Below are 17,124 nucleotides of genomic sequence, written 5' to 3' on the forward strand. Positions count from 1 at the left end.
GACGATTCGATGAAGAAAAATTGGCAGTTTCACGACGTTTTTAGGTTCTTTTTATGCCATTTTTCCGGCATGTGCGGTTATGAAACTTTTATGAAATTCGCCTTCGAAGGGTTTACCGCGTGCGTTTCTCGTTGTTAGATAGCGTTAAATTTATTGGTATAGTCCAAAAAAGGAATAACATGAAGAATGCTTATCTACTGCTGACACCGGGACCGCTTTCCACCTCAGAATCCGTGCGTGAAGCCATGCTTAAAGACTGGTGTACTTGGGATGATGATTACAACTTAGAAATTGTTGAAGTGATCCGCCGCAAACTCGTCACACTGGCCACCACACAATCCGGTTACACCTCGGTGTTGATGCAAGGCAGTGGCACCGCTTCGGTAGAAGCCACCATTGGAAGCGTGATGTTACCCACCGATAAGCTGCTCGTGATTGATAACGGTGCTTATGGCGCACGCATCGCGCAAATCGCGCAGTACCTGAATATCGCATGTCGTGTTATTGCTCCCGGAGAAACGGCGCAGCCTAATCTTGATGAGATTGCCGATGTGCTGACCCATGATCCGGCAATTACGCATGTGGCGATTGTGCACTGCGAAACCACCACCGGCATGCTGAACCCGATTGCTGAGGTGGCTAAGATCGCTAAACAGCATGGCAAGCGTGTGATTCTCGATGCGATGTCGAGCTTTGGCGGTATTCCGATGGATATTGGTGCTCTGGGTATCGATTTTATGATCAGCTCAGCCAACAAATGCATTCAAGGGGTGCCGGGATTTGGTTTTGTGATTGCCAAACGCAGCGAGCTTGAACAGTGCCAAGGCCGCGCACGCTCACTCACTTTAGATTTGTTCGACCAATGGCAATGTATGGAGAAAAATCACGGCAAGTGGCGTTTTACCTCTCCCACTCATACGGTTCGTGCGTTCTACCAAGCGTTACTTGAGTTGGAGAGCGAAGGTGGCATCGCGGCGCGCTATCAGCGTTATCAGACCAATCAGACCCAATTGGTGAAAGGCATGCGTGAACTGGGTTTTGCCCCGTTACTCCCAGAAAAGCTACATTCCCCCATCATCACCTCTTTCTATTCACCTGAACATTCGGATTACCAGTTTGCCGAGTTTTATCAGCGCTTAAAACAGCAAGGCTTTGTGATTTATCCCGGCAAAGTCAGTCACGCCGACTGTTTTCGGATTGGCAATATTGGTGAGGTGTATCCGCAAGATATTGAGCGCCTACTGAGCGCCATGCAGCACGCAATATATTGGCAACAAGCGTAAACGGTTAGGAAAATCCGATGAAAACATTCGATCCCCTCTCGTCATATAGCCCAACTCACTGGCGTAGTGAAGGTGATATCAATACCACCGCCGCACGTCGCGACTGGCTAACGCATGTGAATGATGAAACTACTCAGAATTTATTACAACGTGACGCGAATGTGTTTCTGCATCAAGCCATGTCCACACCTTGCCTCGCTCCATTGGCCAGTGCAGCGGGCTGCTATTTGTATGATGTATCAGGGAAAAGTTATCTCGATTTTCATGGCAATAATGTGCATCAACTCGGTCATGGTCATCCGCAGGTGATCGAAAAAATCACCGAACAGATGCAAACCTTACCTTTCGCCCCGCGCCGTTTTACCCATGAAACCGCGATTCGCTGCGCAGAAAAGCTCACGGAGATTGCTGGCGGTGAGCTAAACCGAGTGCTGTTTGCTCCCGGCGGTACTTCAGTGATTGGTATGGCGCTCAAATTAGCGCGTCATATCACGCAGAATTTTAAAGTGGTCAGTTTGTGGGATGCTTTTCATGGCGCGTCGCTGGATGCGATCTCCGTTGGCGGCGAAGCTTGTTTCCGCCAAGGCATGGGGCCACTGATGGCAGGCGTGGAGCGCATTCCTCCGGCTATCACCTATCGCGGTGCATTTCCCCGAGAAGACGGCAGCGATGTGCACTACGCCGATTACTTGGAATACGTGATTGAAAAAGAAGGCGGCATTGGCGCATTCATCGCCGAAGCGGTACGCAATACCGATGTACAAGTACCAAGCCGCGCCTATTGGCAACGCGTAAGGGAGATCTGCGATAAACACAATGTGCTTTTGATCATTGATGACATTCCCAACGGTATGGGGCGCAGCGGTGAGTGGTTTACTCACCAAGCGTTCGGCATCGAGCCCGATATTTTGTGTATCGGCAAAGGTTTGGGGGCTGGGCTTATCCCGATTGCCGCCCTACTTACCAAAGAAAAATACAACACGGCTGCACAAGTTTCTTTGGGTCACTACACCCATGAAAAAAGCCCACTCGGCTGCGCTGCAGCATTAGCCACGATTGAAGTGATTGAGCAGCACAACTTACTCGCCAAAGTGCATGCTGATAGCATTTATATGCGTCAACGTCTTAGTCAAATGCAGCAGCAATTTTCACTGATTGGGGATGTGCGCGGTATCGGATTGCTTTGGGGCATCGAACTGGTGATCGATCGCCACACCAAACAGCGTGCTCACGATGAAGCCGAGGCCATACTCTATCACTGCTTACGTCATGGGCTGAGCTTTAAAGTCTCACAAGGCAATGTGATTCAACTTAGCCCGCCATTGATCATTTCACGCCAAGAGCTGGATCAAGCTCTCGATATTCTCTATTCCGCTTTGCTCGCAATTAGCCAGCAAATGAATTACTCATATTAAGGAAAAATGATGAACTCTCCGATTCAAGCCGTTATTTTCGATTGGGCTGGCACTATTGTGGATTTTGGATCCTTTGCGCCGACCTCGATTTTTGTTGAAGCTTTCAAGCAAGGCTTTGATTTTGAGATTAGCCTTGCCGAGGCTCGCGAGCCGATGGGACTGGGCAAATGGCAGCACATTGAAGCCGTCGGAAAACTCCCAACCGTTGCGCAGCGCTGGCAGAAGCAATTTGGACGCCCGATGCAAGCCAGCGATATTGATGCGATTTACGCCGCCTTTATGCCGCTGCAAATCGCCAAAGTCGCCGATCACGCTGCACCGATTCCTCACTCACTTGAAGTGGTTGAGCAGATCCGATCGCGCGGGATCAAAATCGGCTCTTGCTCTGGTTATCCACGCCAAGTGATGGATGTGCTGATCGCTGCGGCTGCCGATTACGGTTATCGTCCTGATTATGTGGTTGCTACCGATGATTTAGCGCAAGGTGGCCGCCCCGCCCCTTTTATGGCACTCAAAAATGTCATTGAGCTTGGCGTGACCGATGTACGCGCTTGTGTGAAAGTCGATGATGCCCTGCCCGGCATCGAGGAAGGTCATAATGCGGGGATGTGGACGGTTGGTTTACTGCTGTCAGGCAACGAAGCCGGGTTAACCCTTGAAGAGTACCAACATGCTGATGACCAAACGCTACAAGCGGCGCGCGAACGTGCACAAGCCAAACTGCAACAGGCAAAACCGCATTATTTGATCGATACGGTTGCAGACTTGCCTGCCGTGCTCGCGCAAATTGAGCAAAGATTATTAGCCGGTGAACGCCCTTAAGTGGTCAGTTCGTTTACTCTATTTCTCGTCCCCCTTCTAAAAATCTGGTTATCTATTGGGGACTTGAAATCTTCTGCTATGCGAGCTATGGTTAGTCCGACAACTTAACAAAACTGATTGATACCGCCCTGTTTTCAGGGCGGTATTTATTTGGGAGGAATAAAATGTCTCAACTTAATACTATCGTGGTGTCCACTCGCGATATGGACAGAATCAGCCAGTTGATGGATAACCTAGCCACTTTGTCGCCAGAGCTAGAGAAACTGGAAGAAGAATTGGATCGCGCCACTGTGCTCGAACCTGCAGAGATGCCAGAGGATGTCGTCACTATGAATTCTACGGTGCGCTTTAAATTTTTGGGCAGCGATGAAGTGATGGAAAAAACCTTGGTGTATCCAAACGATGTGAAAAGCAGCGCGGATGTTTCGATTTTCGCCCCTGTGGGAAGCGCATTGCTTGGTTTAGCAGTCGGTCAACAACTGGCTTGGCCAATGCCGGGCGGTACTCTCAAAACCCTCGAAATCATCGATATCGTCTATCAACCTGAACGCGCTGGCGAATTCCACCGTTAATCAGGTATCTGGTGCAAGGTGGTTCACTTTGCACCAGGAGCGCCTCGCTTATTCATGGCATTACGCCAACAAAATCTCTCTCAGTTCATGCAGTGAAGTCACTTCATAATGTGGCGTAATGCCATCTGGTTTCGGGTGCTGATGAACATTGAGCCAGCAAGTTTCGATGCCAAAATTCAAGCCACCTAGAATGTCAGAATGTGGATTATCCCCGACCATCAGCACTCGGCTTTTGGTTGGGTTGCCCATACGCTCTAGTGCGTGGGCAAAAATGCCAGCATCGGGTTTAGCAATCCCGACTTCTTCAGAAATCACAATCTGATCAAAAAAGTCAGTCATGCCGGTTTTAGCCAGCCGAACATCTTGTAGCTCGGTAAAACCGTTGGTGATAATGCCCAAACGCGCTTTACCTTGTAGCGCCTGCATCAACTCCATCGCGCCCGGTAGCAAGGTACAAATATCCGCCATGGCTTGTAAAAATGCACTATTAAGCTCGTCAGTGGTGGTATTAAGCTTTTCAGCCCAACCCGCAAAGCGCGTATGTTTGAGCTGCGCGGCAGTAATATCGCCGTTTTGGTAATCCACCCACAGCGGTTTATTCACTTCTTGGTATTGGTGAAAATCTTGTTCGGTAAATTCCACGCCTTTGCGCGCGAACATCAGCTGCATGCCTTTAAAAGCATCGAAATGAAACAAGGTCTCGTCAGCGTCAAATAAGATCCAATCGTACTTCATGATGATCTCCTTAAAATCAGGCCGACAGTGTAGTGTTTTTCGCGGCGAATGAACATGGTTATCATTTTGTTAAACCACCAGCAAATATGTAATTTATTTCCGCCAACCGATAGATTCGGTGACTTAGCGCAAAAAGTAGCCCGACATTTCTTTTTATAAAGAGCCGTGAAGCGATACATTGAACGGCAGAAGGAGTGGTTATGAAGCGTTTTTTCCCGTCAGTAGTGATGTTGATCCCGTTTGTGGTCAAACGTTACCCCGATCAGGAAGAGTATTCAGCGGCAGAAGATGGCGCGGAGCATGACACTCCTTCCTCGATGGCTCAAGACCATCTCACCGACACGTCTAAGGCGCATAAGCAATCTATGGAGGATTAATGTCATGAAGAAAGTCGCGGTTATTCTCAGTGGCTGTGGAGTATTCGATGGAGCAGAGATCCACGAATCGGTGCTTGCGCTGCATGCCATCGAGAAACAAGGAGCCAGTTGGCACTGCTTTGCGCCGAATGTGCAGCAGATGCATGTCATTAACCACCTCACGGGTGAAGAGATGCCAGAAACACGCAATGTGTTGGTGGAATCTGCCCGCATTGCGCGCGGAAAAATCCAAGATGTAGCCACACTCAATGTGAATGAATTTGATGCACTTTTGCTCCCAGGCGGGTTTGGAGCCGCGAAAAATCTCACCGACTTTGCGGTGAAAGGCGCACAGTGCAGTATCAACCCGGATGTAGCTGCCGCTTGTCTTGCTTTTGCGGATGCGCAAAAACCTGCGGGTTATATCTGTATTGCCCCAACCATCATCCCGATGATTTATGGCGAAGCCGCTCAAGGCACGATTGGCAATGATCACGGCACCGCAGCCGCATTTAATCAGTTGGGTGGTCAGCATGTGGATTGCCCAGTAGAAGGCATCGTATTTGATGAAAGACATAAAGTGCTTTCCACCCCTGCCTACATGCTGGCAGAGAATATTTCCCAAGCCGCTTCCGGTATCGAAAAATTGGTTGAGCGCCTACTGCAACTGGCATAGTGTTTCACAAACTCAATCGATAACAATGCCCACTTTAAGTGGGCATTGGTTTTTGTCCTCAGGCCAACACAGAGTCGTCATTTGTTGCACAAATGAAACGGCCGCATCAATAATGCTAGGTATATAAAATTTCTGGATGACGAGATTGCGCATAACCAAACAGCGCTATACCCTTGGTAACGTAATCGGTAGCGGAAAACCGTTGGCTTCTCCTGATACCGCAGTCACCTTCAATTCAACAATTTATTTATTCAGTTTGGAGAAAACCCAATGAGCTTACTTAAAGAGTTCAAGGCATTTGCATCTCGTGGCAATGTGATCGACATGGCAGTCGGTATCATCATTGGTGCGGCGTTTGGCAAAATAGTGTCATCGTTCGTGGCCGATATCATTATGCCGCCAATCGGTATTATTTTAGGTGGTGTGAATTTTAGCGATCTGAGTTTCGTGTTACTTGCCGCGCAAGGTGATGCCCCTGCTGTAGTGATTGCCTACGGCAAATTTATCCAAACCGTGGTCGATTTTACGATTATCGCGTTCGCCATTTTCATGGGTTTAAAAGCGATCAATAGCTTGAAGCGTAAGGAAGAAGAAGCGCCTAAAGCCCCACCTGCGCCAACCAAAGATCAAGAACTGCTTTCTGAAATTCGTGATTTGTTAAAAGCACAGCAAGATAAATAACTCTGGATGATTTCCCCTTCTAAGGCGCTCACTTGAGCGCCTTTTTCCATTTTAGCGCGCCGAATAAGAGTAAAAATCTCGTGCTTCAATTGATCAAAATCAGCAATCCGCTAAAATCCCAATCGCTCGCAGAATTCACTCCATAAGAATCTTTACAAGCCACAATTTATCGCTATGATTTGCGCGCAAACGTTTTCCTCACCATTTTTACCGCTCTAGATGAGGGTTTTATGCTGCCAGATATTGAAATTTGCCGCGCTACACCATTAGCGCCTATCGACACCATTGCTCAAAAAGCGGGATTGCACGCGAATGAGTACGAAAGCCACGGCCAGCATAAAGCCAAAGTGTCACTGCATTGTCTAGAGCGATTGGCCAACAAGCCCAAAGGTAAATTCATTCTGGTCACTGCGATTACCCCAACACCACTGGGTGAAGGTAAAACCGTTACCACGATTGGTTTAGCACAAGGGTTGGCCAAACTTAATCACTCGGTCATGGCGTGCATTCGTCAGCCTTCGATGGGGCCGATTTTTGGGGTAAAAGGGGGCGCTGCGGGTGGTGGTTATTCACAAGTTGCACCTATGGAAGAGCTCAATCTGCATTTAACCGGTGATATTCATGCCGTAACGGCGGCGCACAACCTTGCGGCAGCTGCGATTGATGCGCGAATTTATCACGAGCAGCGCCTCGGCTATGCCGATTTTGAGCGCCGCACCGGCATGCCAGCGCTGCGCATTGACTCCAAACAGGTCATATGGAAACGCGTGATGGATCATAACGATCGCGCGCTGCGCATGGTGACGGTCGGCCGCAATGAACCGGGAAAAAATATTAATGGTTATGAGCGCGAAGATGGTTTCGATATCTCTGCCGCCTCCGAATTGATGGCGATTCTGGCTCTCGCCTCGGATCTACGTGATTTGCGTCGCCGCATCGGTAATGTGGTGTTGGCTTATGATTTGGACGGTAATCCGGTAACTACAGAAGATCTGAAAGTAGCTGGCGCAATGGCAGTCAGCATGAAAGAAGCGATTGAGCCGACCTTGATGCAAACTTTAGAAGGCGTCCCAACACTGATCCACGCCGGCCCATTTGCCAATATCGCGCACGGTAACTCCTCGATCATTGCCGATGAAATTGCCACCCGTTTGGCCGACTACACCGTGACCGAAGGCGGTTTTGGCTCCGATATGGGGTTTGAGAAAGCGTGCAACATCAAAGCCAAAGCATCCGGTAAAACACCAGATTGTGCGGTGATTGTCGCCACCTTACGCGGCTTAAAAGCCAACTCAGGCCTGTATGATTTACGCCCCGGCCAAGCGGTACCGGATGCCCTATTCGCGCCAGACAGCGCCGCTTTGCAAGCCGGTTTTGCAAACTTGAAATGGCATATTGATAACGTTAACCAGTATGGTGTGCCTGCCGTGGTAGCGATTAACCGCTTCCCACAAGATTGTGCCGAAGAACTGGAACAACTGGTTAAGCTGATAGAAGCCCTGCCCAACCGTGTATCGGTAGCCATTTCAGAAGGCTTTGCCAAAGGCGGTGAAGGCACCCAACTCCTTGCCGAAAAAGTGGTTGAGCAGTGTCAACATCCAACGAAATTCACTCCGCTCTACCATTCAGGCATACCATTGGATGAAAAACTCAAAGCGGTCGCGGTAAAAGGTTATGGCGCTGCCGAGATTGCACTGAATGATAAAGCCGCACAGCAATTAGCCACACTGCAAGCCCAAGGCTTTGATCATCTTGCGGTTTGCTTGGCGAAAACACCGCTGTCGATTTCTACCGATCCCGCAATCAAAGGCGCGCCACGTGATTTTATCGTACCGATCCGCGAGCTGCGTTTATGTGCAGGCGCCGAATTTGTCTACGCCTTGTGTGGCAGTGTAATGACCATGCCCGGCTTACCGGAAAAACCTTCCTTTATGGCGCTCGATATCGATCAGCACGGCAACATCGTCGGCTTAAGTTAATTCTTTTCCAACTTACTCCCGTGCTTCTCTTAGTAGCAGCACGGTGATTCTTTCCTAAAAAGTTTCCCCTAACAAAAAGTTATCTCTGGCAAAAAGTTATCTCCAAGGCTGAAATTTCTGATCCAGTTTGCCGTTCTTTTTCTATAACTTTGTAAAGAACCAAAAGGAAATGCTCATGAAACGACTCTTTACTTGGGGAGCGCCACTTTTCGCCTTGCTGGCACTCACCCTTTCTCTGTTTAGCCAAGCGGACACCAAACCAAGTACCATCGACTCAACTTCAGCCAATTACCAGCAAGCGACATTGGCTGGTGGCTGCTTCTGGTGTACGGAATCGGATATGGAGAAACTTCCCGGTGTCGTGGATGTGATTTCAGGTTATGCCGGTGGAGATGTCGATAACCCGACTTATAAGCAAGTCTCATCGGGTAAAACGGGACACATCGAGGTCATTCAAGTGACATTTGACCCGAAGATCGTCACTTATGAACAAGTGCTGGATCAGTTTTTCCGACACATCGACCCAACCGATGATCAAGGCTCGTTTGTGGATAGAGGTGAGCAATATCGCCCGGCGATTTTCTATCACAACGCCGAGCAACTTGAAGTGGCTAAACGTTTTATGATGGAGATTGACCAACTCGGCATATTCAAAAAGCCACTCAAAACCGAGTTGATTGAGTTTAAAAAGTTCTGGCCAGCAGAAGATTACCATCAGGACTACTACAAGAAGAATAAAGTTCGCTACAACTACTATCGCTACGCATCAGGACGCGATCAGTATTTAGATGAGATTTTCGGCGCTGACCGTAACACGAATCCGAAAACCCTTCGCCAGTGGATTGATGAGAAAAATGGGCAAGCGAACGTCAAAGCTTATGTCCGCCCATCGGATGATCAGATCCGCGCCAAACTGACCAGCTTGCAATACAAGGTGACTCAACGCGACGGTACAGAGCGTCCGTTTGATAACGAGTATTGGGATAACAAAGAAGAAGGGATTTATGTCGATATCGTCTCGGGTGAACCGCTGTTCTCTTCCACCGACAAGTACGATTCCAAAACCGGTTGGCCGAGTTTTACCAAGCCGATAGATACAAGTTACATTGTCACCAAAGATGACAATAGCCTGTTCTACACGCGTACCGAAGTGCGTAGCCGCTTTGCCGATTCACACCTCGGCCATGTGTTTAACGATGGCCCTGCTCCAACCGGTTTGCGCTATTGCATGAACTCCGCCGCGATGCGTTTCATCCCCAAACAAGAGATGGCAACGCAAGGCTATGGCGAATATTTAGCTCTATTCAAATAATTATACCCTTCCTACTTGAAGCTGCAGCGGTGTTGGCTACGTTCGTTCACCCCAATCACATAGTGTATCTATGCTCATGGGGATGAACTCACTTGCCGCCTACCTGCAACTCCAAGTAGTTTGGGTATAGCTATTTCTATCCCAGAAAAGCAATCAGCCCTCAAATTGAGGGCTGATTCATATTCACTTTTAAGAAAATGAATTAACTAAGAGAATGAATTAACGCAAACCGTGTAGGAATTCCGCACGCGTTGCAGGGTTAGATTTAAAAATCCCCCCCAAAGCGGTTGTTGTGGTGACGCTGGTTGCATCCATCACGCCGCGAGATTTCACGCAATAGTGAGTCGCATCTATGGTAACTGCCACATCATCCGACTCAAGCAACGTTTGCAGCGCAACTAGGATCTGCTGCGTCATACGCTCTTGCACCTGCGGACGCTGGGCAAAAAAGCGCACAATACGGTTAATTTTCGATAAGCCGATGATTTTGCCGCGCGGGATGTACGCCACCGCTGCCGTGCCATCGATGGTGACTAAGTGGTGTTCACACGTGCTGGTCAGCGTGATGTCTTTCACTTTAACCATCTCACTCACTTTCATCTTATTTTCGATAACAGTTATTTTGGGGAAGTTGGCATAATCCAACCCTGAGAAGATCTCATCCACATACATCTTAGCGATGCGTTGTGGGGTTTCTTCCAAACTGTCATCCGTTAAGTCCAGTCCGAGCAGGTTGAGGATCTCACGCATATGCTGTTCGATTTTTTCCTTTTTCTCTGCTGGTGTCGCCAAGTTGGGCTGCATTGGTGTTTCCAACCCTCGGCGCTCTAGCGCATCTTTCACCAACTTCGCGGATTCGCTAAGACCTGACATTCCTCTACCTCTTAAATACCCCTTTCGGATGGCTGACAAGAATACTCGGATTTAGCGACAATTACACCCCAAAATTCACGTGGATTCTGCATCGCAGAAGGATTCTGTGCTACAGTTTGCCGCAAAAGAACAACAACATAGGACATTCCCGATGGGCTGTTGCGATGCTCCCGGCTTAATGCCGATTGAAGATGCACTTAAGAAAATGCTGTCACGCATTCAACCCGTGCAAACCACTTTACGTTTGCCTCTGCCTGAGGCGCTCGGCTATGTGCTCGCCGAGGCGATCTTATCGCCCATTCATGTGCCACCGTTTGATAACTCAGCGATGGATGGTTATGCCGTCCGTCGCGCTGAACTTGCGCAGCAAAAGCCGTTGCCCGTTGCAGGAAAATCGTTTGCTGGTCAACCCTTTACAGAAGAATGGCCGCCAATGACCTGCGTGCGCATTATGACGGGTGCACAAATCCCTGCCGGTTGTGATGCGGTGATCATGCAAGAGCAAGCGACCATCACCGAAGAGGGTGTGGTGTTCTGCCAGCATGAGGTCAAACTCAATGACAATATCCGCCCAACCGGTGATGACATTCGCCAAAATGATGTGGTGCTGGAACGCGGTGCGCGCTTAACCGCACGTGATATCCCGATGATTGCGACTCTCGGCATTAGCCATGTCACCGTCTATCGCAAACCGAAAGTCGCGTTTTTCTCCACCGGCGACGAACTCAAACCACTCGGTGAACCACTGCAAGCCGGACAAATTTACGACAGCAACCGCTACGGCATTAAACCCTTGATTGAAAACTTCGGCTGCGAAGCGATTGATCTCGGCATCGTGCCAGATTGCCCTGCCACTCTGAAAGCCACGTTTGAGCAAGCGCAAAGCTTGGCGGATGTGGTGGTCACCTCCGGCGGCGTCAGCGTGGGTGAAGCCGATTACACCAAAGATATTTTGGAAGAGCTGGGTGAAATCGGTTTTTGGAAACTGGCAATCAAGCCGGGTAAACCTTTTGCATTTGGCGCGCTGCAAAATGCATGGTTCTGCGGTTTACCGGGCAATCCTGTTTCCGCTGTGCTGACCATGTACGTGCTGGTGCAACCTATGCTTGCCAAATTGGCGGGACACAGTGCTTGGCAAGCCCCAGAATCGATCCCGGCGATCACTCGCAGCCCCTTTAAAAAAGCACCGGGACGGACGGATTTCCAACGGGGAATTTACCGCATTGAAAATGGCCAATTCGTGGTGGAAAGCACCGGCAACCAAAGCTCTGGCGCGTTCCGCTCAATGAGCTTGGCTAACTGCTTTGTGGTGCTTGAGCGTGAACGTGGCCGCGTGGAAGTCGGCGAAACGGTTCAAATCCAACTGTTTAACCCAACCCTGTACTAGGAGTGATGGTGGATATTCTCAGCGATGCAGAAATGCTGCGTTACAACCGACAGATCATTCTCAAAGCGTTTGATTTTGAAGGACAAGAGAAACTAAAGCAGAGCTCAGTGCTGATCCTCGGTGCGGGTGGTTTGGGTTGTGCGAGTAGCCAATACCTAGCGACGGCGGGGGTCGGTCACATCACATTGATTGATGATGATGTGGTTGAGCTCTCTAACCTCCAGCGCCAAGTACTACACCATGATGCGGATATTGGCCGTGCGAAAGTGGATTCTGCGGCTGATTCACTGCGTCTACTCAATCCGCATCTTCAAGTAGAAACGATCCAAGCACGTATGAGTGATGACGAATTGGATGTGCTGATTGCACGCCACGATCTGGTGCTGGATGCTTGCGATAATGTCGACACGCGTAACCAGCTCAATCGCCTCTGCTTCAAACACAAAACACCGCTGGTTTCCGGTGCGGCGATTCGCATGGAAGGCCAAGTGAGCGTGTTTACGTATCAAGATCCCGCGCAGCCTTGCTATCAATGCTTAAGCGCCCTATTCGGCTCATCGGCACTCAGTTGTGTTGAAGCGGGCATAATGGCTCCAGTGGTAGGCATTATTGGTGCTGTTCAGGCGATGGAAGCGATTAAGGTGTTGACCGGTTTGGGGACACCTAAGCAAGGTAAGATCTTGATTCTTGACGCGATGAGCATGTCATGGCGTGAAATGAACCTGATGCAGTTACCTCAGTGTCCAGTTTGCCACCCGCAAAGCTAACGCCTGCCGTATTAACGTCACAATTTTGCGACGCTGACACGGTCTGGCTACCCATTCTGTGCCAGATGGCGAAGTTAAATCCTCTAAAGCCGACTAAAGTTATACCCACACGACTTGGAGTTGCTGCTCACACGGCTGCAGCTTCAGCAGGATGGGAATAAGATCAAATAGAGGAGCTGAGCCATGTCCAATCTCAACGTTTTGGAAATTAAATCTTTCGTTCCCGCTCAGGACTTCACCACGTCCAAACAGTTTTACTTATCCCTCGGTTTTGAACTGATTACAGAATTTGGCGATGTGGCTTATTTGCGTTTAGGCCAATGCGCTTTTTTGCTGCAAAACACCCATCAGCGCCCCCATCAAGGCAACACTATGATGCATCTGTTAGTGGAAGATGCACAGAGCTGGTTCGATCACGTCAAAACGTTGCAACTGGAAGAGCGTTTTGAAAGCAAAGTGACTGCTCTCATCACTCAACCTTGGGGCATGTTGGAGTTTTGTTTAGTTGACCCGAGTGATGTTCTGTGGCGTATTGGTCAACGTATTGGGTAATCACAAAAATAAGGAATAACAATGACCTCCCCACTCGTCACGGCGCAATGGCTGCAACAACATCTGCACGACCCCAATTTGGTGATCCTCGATAGCAGCATCGAGTTTCAAATTCCAACCGAGTCTGAAAAAGATTGGATCAACAAAATTCCCAACGCGCAGCGCTTTGATTACGACAAAGAGTTTTGCGACCCTGATTCGCCCTTGCCGCACATGATGCCTTCTGAGCAGCGCTTTAACACTCTCGCTCGCGAACTGGGTATCAACCAAGATTCCATTATTGTGGTGTACGACAACAGCGGCACTTTTGCTTCTCCCCGAGCATGGTGGATGTTCAAAGCCATGGGACACCACAAGGTGTATATCCTCAATGGCGGATTAACCGAATGGAAAGCTCAGGGTTACAACGTCACTCAAAACTATCGTGAACCCACAACAAAAGGGAACTTTGACGGCAAACTCAACCCACAAGCCTTTGTTGATGCGAGTTATGTTCTCAAACAGATCGATAATCCACATAGCCAAACCATTGATGCTCGCGGATTAGCGCGCTTTTTCGGTGAAGTGCCAGAACCTCGCCCCGGCGTGCGCAGTGGGCATATTCCCGGCTCATCCTGCTTGCCTTTTGCAGAGCTCATCACTGGTCACAAGCTAAAAGAGCAAGCCGAGTTACGCCCGCTACTGACTCATATGTTGCCCGAGACAGCACAAGAATATCTGTTTAGCTGCGGCTCAGGCGTGACCGCATGTATTGTGCTGCTCGCGGCGTATGTGTGCGGTTATCAAAACCTCTCGGTTTACGATGGTTCGTGGACAGAATGGGGACAACGGCAAGATCTGCCGATTGAGTAATGTCTAAGTCGTTAGAGTGCAGCGGAGCTCGCTGCACTTCTTTTCTACAGAAATTGGCCTACAAAATATCCATTAAATAGCGATTTAAGACGCAGATAATGCCGTTTGCATCTGCTCATCTAAGTTGAGCACGGTCAAAGCGTTACTCACACTGGTCGCGATCACATCAATCGCGCCGGTGCGCAGTGCACCCAAAAGAGCAAGCGGTTTACTGTTTTCTGCGGCAATTGCGATCACTTCAGCAATTGGGCGGAACTCGTCAATCCCCAAGCCAATCACGCGATCATTCATCACGGTATTCGCGATACGTCCATGCACATCAAAAAAGTCATGCCCGGCGAAATCACCGACCACACCTTGATTCAGGCGTGATTGCACCACCTCTTCCGGCGTAAACCAGCCAAGATCAACCATGTAGCTGTTTTCACTCATATCGCCAATTCCGACCAGTGCGATATCCGCTTTACGAGCAAGATCGAGGGTTTGCTTCACCGTACTGTTTTGCATGAAAACCCGTTTCTGCTCCGGGTTTTCTGCGTAGGCCGGCGCGTACAAGGTTTCCGAGCTGCCGCCGTATTTTTTTGCGAGTTGACGACAAATATGGTCAGCGTTAAACATACCGCCGCGTGGGTGAATGCCGCCGATGCTGCACACAAATTTACAATCTCGCGGCGTGATCACCCCAACATGATGCGCTACGGCTGACACATTACGCCCCTGTCCAACCGTCACTACCATGCCGTTTTTTAGCGTGCTGGTAAGATAGTTGGATACCAAACCTGCAACTTGTTGGCGCTGCGCTTCATCATTGGGTTGATCAAGGGCAATCAAGGCGCGGCGCACACCAAAACGCTCAATCAAGCGCTGCTCGATTTTGGCGCTGAACACCGGATGGTATTTCACAGTAATTTCAACAATCCCCTCATCACGGGCTTGCTTGAGCAACCGCCCCACTTTGGCGCGTGAAATGGTGTATTTTTTGGAAATCTCTTCCTGTGTTGCGCCATCTTGATAATAAGAGACGGCGATTTCAGTCAGCAGATCGGTACTTTCAACCGAAATCTCTGGAATTTGGCTCATGGGCTATCCTTCTATGGCCGCGGCCTTGCATGCCGCAGCGCTCAACATTCAGCTCAACATCAGTATGCGCGCTATGTTACTCGCCTTTTTGGAGTGAGCAAATGATCTTAGTCATAACATTTTCTCAGTGTGGTTTTCTCACCTTTGATAGATGGCCCATAGTGAGGCCAAATTTGAGCAAACGATTTAATGGCAACAAGGGCTGCGAAGGCGAAAAAAAACTCCGCTCAACGCGTCATAAACCGGGTTGTTGAATTGACTTTCCCGACAGATAGGATAAATATGGCTCCATCATTTACTCAGCGAACGAGCAAATGTTCAGAGCAAAAGTTCGGGCGCTGAAAATTTTGCATTTACTGACTCGCACTCTCTAAATCTGCCCAAACTACTTGGAGTTGCAGGTAGGCGGCAAGTGAGTTCATCCCCATGAGCATAGATGCACTATGTGATTGGGGTGAACGAACGTAGCCAACACCGCTGCAGCTTCAAGTAGGAAGGGGATAAAGTGATTGAGTCATTCAACTGCTTGCCCTATCTGACCCTCATCGGCAGATAAGCCCAACGAAATAGGACGATCGAAATGAGCAATAAATTAGCGCAACTTCGTAAACTGACCACAGTCGTGGCCGACACTGGTGAAATTGATGCAATCAAAAAATACCAGCCAGAAGACGCAACCACTAACCCTTCTCTGATTCTAAAAGCTGCGCAGATTGCTGAATACGCACCTCTGATTGATCAAGCTATCGCCTACGCAAAAACTCAAAGCAACGACAAAGCACAACAAGTACAAGACACTTGTGACATGCTGGCGGTCAACATCGGTAAAGAAATCCTAAAAACCATTCCGGGCCGTATCTCTACTGAAGTTGACGCACGTCTTTCTTACGATATGGAACGCAGCGTAGCGAAAGCACGTCAGCTAGTAAAAATGTACAACGATGCGGGCATCAGCAACGATCGTATCCTGATCAAACTGGCTTCAACTTGGGAAGGCATCCGCGCGGCGGAAATTCTTGAGAAAGAAGGCATCAACTGTAACCTGACTCTGCTGTTCTCTTTCGCACAAGCGCGTGCGTGTGCTGAAGCAGGGGTGTTCCTGATCTCTCCTTTCGTTGGCCGCATCATGGACTGGTACAAAGCTAAAGAAGGTCGTGATTTCGCGGCAAGCGAAGATCCAGGCGTACTGTCAGTCACCAAGATCTACAACTACTACAAAGAGCACGGCTACAAAACCGTAGTAATGGGCGCTAGCTTCCGTAACATCGGTGAGATCCTAGAACTGGCTGGCTGTGACCGCCTGACTATCGCACCTTCGCTACTGGCTGAGCTTGAAGCGGCTGAAGGCGAATTAGTTGCGAAACTGGTTGACTCAAAAGGCTCTAAAGCTCGCCCTGCTCCAATGACGCACAGCGAATTCCTGTGGGAACACAACCTAGACGCTATGGCCGTTGAAAAACTGGCTGAAGGCATCCGTAACTTCGCGGTTGACCAAGGCAAACTGGAAGCGATGATCGCGGCTAAGCTGTAATCCTGATTTTGAAGCGAGCTCCGGCTCGCTTCTTTCTGCTTTTTATTTTTGTTGAACGCACTCCGTTCAACCTCCTTTATTGAAATGAGTAACACTATGAATCGCAAACAACTTGCCAATGCTATCCGCGCCCTGAGCATGGACGGCGTTCAAAAAGCTAACTCTGGTCACCCGGGAGCCCCAATGGGCATGGCGGATATCGCCGAAGTGCTGTGGCGTTCACACTTAAACCACAACCCACAAAACCCAAA

At 49.2% G+C, this 17,124-nt stretch carries 18 protein-coding genes; 15 read left to right on the plus strand and 3 right to left on the minus strand.

Annotated elements, in window-relative coordinates:
* Nucleotides 1-179 precede the first annotated feature (179 nt).
* The 4 genes from phnW to rnk all read left to right on the plus strand — a co-directional run bounded on the left by phnW (nucleotide 180) and on the right by rnk (nucleotide 4,092).
* Entirely contained in the window at nucleotides 180-1,283 is a 1,104-nt protein-coding gene (gene phnW / locus T411_RS0113575; RefSeq protein ID WP_000786490.1) for a 2-aminoethylphosphonate--pyruvate transaminase, read from the plus strand.
* A 17-nt stretch (nucleotides 1,284-1,300) separates the two neighbouring features.
* Nucleotides 1,301-2,698 carry an aspartate aminotransferase family protein gene (locus T411_RS0113580; RefSeq protein ID WP_000846442.1) on the plus strand — a complete coding sequence of 466 codons (1,398 nt, stop codon included), beginning with the start codon at nucleotides 1,301-1,303 and terminating at the stop codon, nucleotides 2,696-2,698.
* 6 nt (nucleotides 2,699-2,704) lie between these two features.
* A complete protein-coding gene (phnX, locus tag T411_RS0113585) occupies nucleotides 2,705-3,520 on the plus strand; it encodes a phosphonoacetaldehyde hydrolase (RefSeq protein WP_001889086.1) in 816 nt (271 codons plus the stop codon).
* Nucleotides 3,521-3,684: 164 nt separating this feature from the next.
* Nucleotides 3,685-4,092, plus strand: coding sequence for a nucleoside diphosphate kinase regulator (rnk, locus tag T411_RS0113590; protein ID WP_000080746.1), 408 nt, complete (start codon nucleotides 3,685-3,687; stop codon nucleotides 4,090-4,092).
* Between the two features lie 60 nt (nucleotides 4,093-4,152).
* On the opposite strand, the gene yjjG is transcribed toward rnk, so the two are convergent.
* Nucleotides 4,153-4,827 (minus strand): pyrimidine 5'-nucleotidase, encoded by a 675-nt coding sequence (gene yjjG / locus T411_RS0113595; protein ID WP_000872931.1) that lies wholly within the window; start codon nucleotides 4,825-4,827, stop codon nucleotides 4,153-4,155.
* A gap of 200 nt (nucleotides 4,828-5,027) precedes the next feature.
* On the opposite strand from yjjG, the gene T411_RS1000000121115 reads away from it, so the two are divergent.
* The 5 genes from T411_RS1000000121115 to msrB all read left to right on the plus strand — a co-directional run bounded on the left by T411_RS1000000121115 (nucleotide 5,028) and on the right by msrB (nucleotide 9,831).
* On the plus strand, nucleotides 5,028-5,204 hold the full coding sequence (locus tag T411_RS1000000121115; RefSeq protein WP_000819276.1) for a hypothetical protein: 177 nt from the start codon (nucleotides 5,028-5,030) through the stop codon (nucleotides 5,202-5,204).
* Nucleotides 5,205-5,208: 4 nt separating this feature from the next.
* Complete coding sequence (elbB, locus tag T411_RS0113605) at nucleotides 5,209-5,859, plus strand: isoprenoid biosynthesis glyoxalase ElbB (protein ID WP_000754779.1); 651 nt, start codon at nucleotides 5,209-5,211, stop codon at nucleotides 5,857-5,859.
* A gap of 270 nt (nucleotides 5,860-6,129) precedes the next feature.
* The gene (gene mscL, locus T411_RS0113610) at nucleotides 6,130-6,540 is read left to right on the plus strand and encodes a large-conductance mechanosensitive channel protein MscL (protein ID WP_000054763.1); all 411 of its coding nucleotides are present in this window, start codon (nucleotides 6,130-6,132) and stop codon (nucleotides 6,538-6,540) included.
* A 230-nt stretch (nucleotides 6,541-6,770) separates the two neighbouring features.
* Nucleotides 6,771-8,519, plus strand: coding sequence for a formate--tetrahydrofolate ligase (locus T411_RS0113615; protein ID WP_000936300.1), 1,749 nt, complete (start codon nucleotides 6,771-6,773; stop codon nucleotides 8,517-8,519).
* A 175-nt stretch (nucleotides 8,520-8,694) separates the two neighbouring features.
* Nucleotides 8,695-9,831: a peptide-methionine (R)-S-oxide reductase MsrB gene (msrB, locus tag T411_RS0113620; protein WP_000825397.1), complete on the plus strand. Its 1,137-nt coding sequence runs from the start codon at nucleotides 8,695-8,697 to the stop codon at nucleotides 9,829-9,831.
* A 219-nt stretch (nucleotides 9,832-10,050) separates the two neighbouring features.
* Here the strand turns inward: msrB and folE are convergent, their stop codons facing one another.
* The gene (gene folE, locus T411_RS0113625; RefSeq protein WP_000016195.1) at nucleotides 10,051-10,704 is read right to left on the minus strand and encodes a GTP cyclohydrolase I FolE; all 654 of its coding nucleotides are present in this window, start codon (nucleotides 10,702-10,704) and stop codon (nucleotides 10,051-10,053) included.
* 151 nt (nucleotides 10,705-10,855) lie between these two features.
* Here folE and moeA point away from each other — a divergent pair, with 151 nt between their 5' ends.
* The 4 genes from moeA (at nucleotide 10,856) to sseA (ending at nucleotide 14,262) form a co-directional block, all read left to right on the plus strand.
* Nucleotides 10,856-12,091, plus strand: coding sequence for a molybdopterin molybdotransferase MoeA (moeA, locus tag T411_RS0113630; RefSeq protein WP_000501690.1), 1,236 nt, complete (start codon nucleotides 10,856-10,858; stop codon nucleotides 12,089-12,091).
* A gap of 8 nt (nucleotides 12,092-12,099) precedes the next feature.
* A complete protein-coding gene (moeB, locus tag T411_RS0113635; protein WP_001912253.1) occupies nucleotides 12,100-12,858 on the plus strand; it encodes a molybdopterin-synthase adenylyltransferase MoeB in 759 nt (252 codons plus the stop codon).
* A 183-nt stretch (nucleotides 12,859-13,041) separates the two neighbouring features.
* Nucleotides 13,042-13,410 carry a VOC family protein gene (locus T411_RS0113640; RefSeq protein ID WP_000067605.1) on the plus strand — a complete coding sequence of 123 codons (369 nt, stop codon included), beginning with the start codon at nucleotides 13,042-13,044 and terminating at the stop codon, nucleotides 13,408-13,410.
* Between the two features lie 21 nt (nucleotides 13,411-13,431).
* Nucleotides 13,432-14,262, plus strand: coding sequence for a 3-mercaptopyruvate sulfurtransferase (sseA, locus tag T411_RS0113645; protein WP_000203689.1), 831 nt, complete (start codon nucleotides 13,432-13,434; stop codon nucleotides 14,260-14,262).
* 84 nt (nucleotides 14,263-14,346) lie between these two features.
* Here the strand turns inward: sseA and T411_RS0113650 are convergent, their stop codons facing one another.
* Nucleotides 14,347-15,342, minus strand: coding sequence for a sugar-binding transcriptional regulator (locus tag T411_RS0113650; protein WP_000078373.1), 996 nt, complete (start codon nucleotides 15,340-15,342; stop codon nucleotides 14,347-14,349).
* A gap of 580 nt (nucleotides 15,343-15,922) precedes the next feature.
* On the opposite strand from T411_RS0113650, the gene tal reads away from it, so the two are divergent.
* Together tal and T411_RS1000000120295 are read left to right on the plus strand one after the other, a co-directional pair.
* The gene (gene tal, locus T411_RS0113660) at nucleotides 15,923-16,873 is read left to right on the plus strand and encodes a transaldolase (RefSeq protein WP_000066340.1); all 951 of its coding nucleotides are present in this window, start codon (nucleotides 15,923-15,925) and stop codon (nucleotides 16,871-16,873) included.
* 96 nt (nucleotides 16,874-16,969) lie between these two features.
* Nucleotides 16,970-17,124 (plus strand): transketolase 1 (locus T411_RS1000000120295; protein WP_002033483.1); only part of this gene is annotated, 155 nt, incomplete at its 3' end.

The organism is Vibrio cholerae ATCC 14035 (genome assembly GCF_000621645.1).
Lineage (GTDB): Bacteria > Pseudomonadota > Gammaproteobacteria > Enterobacterales > Vibrionaceae > Vibrio > Vibrio cholerae.